Origin of the sequence: Streptomyces turgidiscabies Car8 (assembly GCF_000331005.1) — a bacterium.
Classification (GTDB): Bacteria; Actinomycetota; Actinomycetes; order Streptomycetales; family Streptomycetaceae; genus Streptomyces; species Streptomyces turgidiscabies.
Window position 1 is genome coordinate 1 of record NZ_AEJB01000336.1, and the last position, 3,343, is coordinate 3,343.

Consider the following 3,343-nt stretch of genomic DNA (forward strand, 5'->3'; position numbering starts at 1 on the left):
CGGGTCGTTGCGGAGTGTTCGGGGTCCAGGACGTGTCGGCGTGGCCGGCCGATGACGGGCCGGACCAGGTTGGGGCCGGGCAGGGGGTAGAGGTACTCGCCCTTGTCGTTGGCCAGGACGCCGGTGATGATGCCGTCGCGGCGCCAGTGCTTGACGGTCTGAAGTGGACGCCGAGGTGGCGGGCGAGTTCGGAGACGGTCAGCATCCCGGCGTCGAGCAGGCGTTGGCGGTGGCTGCGTAGCTGGTAGGCGTTGCGCAGGTGGACGATCATGCCGCGGGTGAAGGGTCGGCCCATGCCGCTGGGCAGGCCGCGCTCGTTGAGGATGTCGGCGCTCTGGGCGTCGGTGTGCTCTTCGAGGAGTTCGTCGAGGGCTGTGACGACAGTGGGGTCGGTCTGGCGAAGTTCCCAGGCGGTCAGCGGGCGGGGCAGGGTGAGCTGGTGGCTCTGGCCGCCGCGCAGGACGACACCGACGGTGATGTGGTCGGTCTTGGTGAGGGTGACGTCGGTGACCAGGAGCCGGAGCATGCGCTTGCGTTCCCGCATCGGGGTGGCCGGGTCGTTCCAGAGCCGGGGGAAGTCGGCGGCCAGCGCGGTGATCTTTGCGCGGGTCTCGGGCGAGAGCGGGCCAATGGCGGTGTTCTTCGCGTGCTCGTACTCGTCGGTGGCATCGGCGAGTTCGCGTAAGGCGTCGTTCCAGTCGGCTTCGAGTGTGTCGGCGACCAGCCGGTTGGCGGGATCGACGGCCAGGTAGCGGCGCCTGGCGAGGTCGGCGCGGTAGCGGGCGCGTTCGACGCAGGATGCGCGGAGCCGGTCGGCTTCCTCGGCGCGGGCGGCCAGCTCATCACTCACCCGCAGGGCGACTTCGAGGGTGAGCGGGGTGAGGGTGGTCAGCAGCAGCTCGCCGACGGCGGCGTCGATCTGGTCGCCGACCATGGTCTGGCAGATCGGGGCCGCGTTGCGGATCCCTTCGAACTGGCAGAGGTAGATCGGTTTTCCGGTGCCTTTGTAGTGCTGGTAGCGCACGGTCATCCGGCGGCCGCACTTGCCGCAGGAGACCATGCCCTGCAGCAGCGCGGTGCCTTCCCGCGGTGGGGAGGCTTTGCGGTCGGTGCCGTGGGCGGCGGCGAGTTCCGCGAGCCGGGTCTGGTTGGCCTCGAACTCCGGCCAGGTCAGGTAGCCCGGATGGGCATCGGTGATCAGCACCGTCCACTCCTCGCGCGGCAGGACGTGGCTGATGGTCTTGCCGCCCGGACCGCGGCGTTGATGTCGGCGTCCGTAGAAGAACGCGCCGGCATAGCGCGGGTTGTGCAGGATCTGCAGGACCCGGTGGTGCTGCAGGATGCCCCAGGTCAGCTCGTCCTTGTTCGGGCCGGTGCGGATCCGGCGGGGGAACTTCAGGCCCTCGTCGGCGAACGTCTTGACGACGGCATAGGCGGAGCCGGTCGCGGCGAACGTGGCCAGCAGATGCCGGATGGCCTGCTGGATGGAGGCGTCCGGGTCCAGCACCACCCGCTCGGCGTGGTCATAGACGAGGCCAACGGGCAGCGGCTGGACCAGCTCTCCGCGCCTCGCTTTGGACAGTACTCCGCCTCGAAGGCGGGCCTTGAGCAGGTGCAACTCCGCTTCTGACATGGTCCCCTTGAGGCCGAGGAGCAACCTGTCGTTGAAGTTCCCGGGGTCATAGAGGCCGTCTCGTCCAGGATCAGCGTGCCGGCCAGCGCGCAGATCTCCAGCAACCGGTGCCAGTCGGTGTTGTTGCGGGCGAGGCGGGACACTTCCAGGCCGAGGACGATCCCGGCGTGTCCCATGCCGACCTCGGCGACCAGCCGCTGAAAGCCGTCCCGGCCCTCGGCGGAAGCGCCGGACTGTCCCTGGTCAGTGTCGATCACGACGATCTGGGAATGTTCCCAGCCCAGCGCGACGGCCCGGCCCCGCAGGGCGTACTGCCGCTGGGTGGACTCGGTGTTGTTGATTACCTGTTTGAGGGTGGACTGCCGGATATAGAGGTAGGCGTCACGCTGCAGATGTTCGCGGGTCACCTTGCCCGCCGCGGCCGTCGCGTCCATGGATGCCGTCCGCTCCTCGTGCTTCTCGTGTCGTTCGTTGCGTGCGTTCTTCGGGCGGGTGGAGATGTGCCAGGGCCATCGCGGCCAGGACCCGGACGAGTTCGTCGCCGTCGCGGGCCAAGCCGGCCGGCGCCTGCCTCTCGTGGCCGGGTCGGCCCCGAGGCTCGGGCAGGGACCGCCAGGCCGCGGCCCAGGCGGCCATGCCCTTGCCGACGAGCACGCCCCAGCCCAGCCGCCAGCCGCCGCCCGTGCCGTCGGCCGCCGCGGTCCGCAGTTCCTCATAACGGGCTGTGGCCGCTGCGGCGTCCGCGGGTCCCGTAGTCGCAGGGCTGTCAGCTGCAGCTTTTGGAGGACTCCTGAGTGCGTGCGGCCGCGCGTCGGGCCAGGGCCCGCTCGATGGAGCGCGGGTGGACACTCAGGCCGTACTCGCCGGCGACGGCGACGGCCAGGTCCCCCGAGCGCAGAGACGGCTCGGCGGCCAGCCGTGTTTCGACGTACTCCATCACTTCGTCGGTGAGTTTGCGCGGCCCCTTCGGGCCGGGCTTGCCCGGCACCAGCGCGGCCGGACCGCCCGCGTCGAGTGCGGCCACGGCGTCGTAGTAGACCTGCCGGGAGAACCCGAACTCCCGCACCGCCCGGGCCGCAGGCACCTTGTCCACCCGCACCCGGCGCACCATCTCGTACTTCACCTGCACCAGATCCCGCGGATCGCAGAACGGCGAGGCGGTGAACACCACATCGACCACGGCCTCCGGCCGCGGGTTCAGCGTCCGCGTCGCCCTCAGCGCGTCCTCTTTCGGATCGCTCGTCGCGTTGCCGGCCATGCCGCCTCCCTTGCTCGCCTGCTGCCTCAAGAATTGCGTCGCGGCCGACCACAGCCAAGAGCGCACAGAGGCACCGGATCACGTATCTGTGCAGGCCAGTTGGTATGGCGTGCGCTGTCTCGCTCACCGTGCGCCGGACACGCCCCCACCACTGCGGCGTGAATCCCAAGGCAGTCACGGCGTCATCTCCTGGGCACTCGCACCGCGGCCGTCGAGATGGTCGATCAGGTCGGACAGGGCAAGAAGATCCTCGGTGCGGAACGGGCTGCGGCCCGCCGCGAGGACGACGAAGGGGTCCTCGCCGCCCGCATCGGTCCACGCCGTCGGCGCGGACAGCACCTCTCCCGCCTCGTCGCGGAAGTACACGCGGTCCTCGCCCCAGTTCTTGCGCCCGCACGACGAACGCGTACGACCGGCCGTGCCACGGATGGAACGGGTGCGTGACCGTCACA

Annotated in this window: 3 protein-coding genes and 1 pseudogene; all 4 read right to left on the reverse strand. The window is 70.0% G+C overall.

The annotated features are described in order from the left end of the window. Positions 1-1,633: recombinase family protein (locus tag STRTUCAR8_RS22620; RefSeq protein ID WP_241784697.1), on the reverse strand; the 1,633-nt coding region annotated here is incomplete at its 3' end. 116 nt (positions 1,634-1,749) lie between these two features. Continuing rightward, positions 1,750-2,349 (reverse strand): annotated as a pseudogene (locus STRTUCAR8_RS55385) (recombinase family protein); the annotation flags it as partial. Between the two features lie 50 nt (positions 2,350-2,399). Beyond that, positions 2,400-2,891 (reverse strand): helix-turn-helix domain-containing protein, encoded by a 492-nt coding sequence (locus tag STRTUCAR8_RS22625; RefSeq protein ID WP_006374402.1) that lies wholly within the window; start codon positions 2,889-2,891, stop codon positions 2,400-2,402. Positions 2,892-3,065: 174 nt separating this feature from the next. Then, on the reverse strand, positions 3,066-3,257 hold the full coding sequence (locus STRTUCAR8_RS22630; protein ID WP_199791701.1) for a DUF5372 family protein: 192 nt from the start codon (positions 3,255-3,257) through the stop codon (positions 3,066-3,068). Positions 3,258-3,343: the final 86 nt, after the last annotated feature.

Excerpts from the sequence above, each read along its gene's own strand:
- STRTUCAR8_RS22625 (WP_006374402.1), bottom strand. The coding sequence starts at position 2,891 with ATGGCCGGCAACGCGACGAGCGATCCGAAAGAGGACGCGCTGAGGGCG.